The organism is Pseudomonas sp. 51_B (assembly GCF_017491595.1).
Taxonomy (GTDB): Bacteria; Pseudomonadota; Gammaproteobacteria; order Pseudomonadales; family Pseudomonadaceae; genus Aquipseudomonas; species Aquipseudomonas promysalinigenes.
Window position 1 is genome coordinate 1 of record NZ_JAFGYW010000127.1, and the last position, 559, is coordinate 559.

A 559-nucleotide genomic window follows, 5' to 3' on the forward strand; every position below is an offset into this window, starting at 1 on the left:
GAGGAAGAACGCGGTCCAAACGTCATGAGTCCGGCTGATGGCCGTCATGATCGGCACGGTGAACAACGTGCCGAGCACGCCGAACGCGATCAGCACGGGGCGACGGCCGATGCGATCGGAGATCGAGCCGACGACCGGCTGCAAGATCGCGAACAGGGCGAGCGACGCGGCGGATACCAGGGTCGCATCATGTTTGCTCATGCCGACGGTGTTCACGAGGAATTTCTGCATGTAGATCGAGTAGGTGTAGAACGCGATCGTGCCGCCCATCGTCAGGCCGACCACGGTCAGGACCGCGCGCGGATGCTTGCTCAGTTCCGCGAGCGTGCCGCGCTTGTCCCGGGCGTTTAAGGTCCGCTTGAATTCGCCCGTTTCCTCCATCGACGAGCGCAGGCGCATGGCGGCCAGCGCGCACGCCGCGCCGATGAAGAACGGAATTCTCCACCCCCAGCTTTCGAGCTGCTGTGTCGTCAGCACGAATTGCTGCAGGACGATCAGCAGCGCCAGCGCGACGAGTTGGCCGGCAACCAGCGTGACGTACTGAAAGCTGGAGTAGAAG

The 559-nt window shown here is 63.1% G+C and carries 1 protein-coding gene; it reads right to left on the reverse strand.

Annotated elements, in window-relative coordinates; genetic code table 11:
- A partial coding sequence (locus J5M56_RS23985; protein ID WP_207937938.1) for an MFS transporter occupies window positions 1-559 on the reverse strand: 559 nt, incomplete at both ends.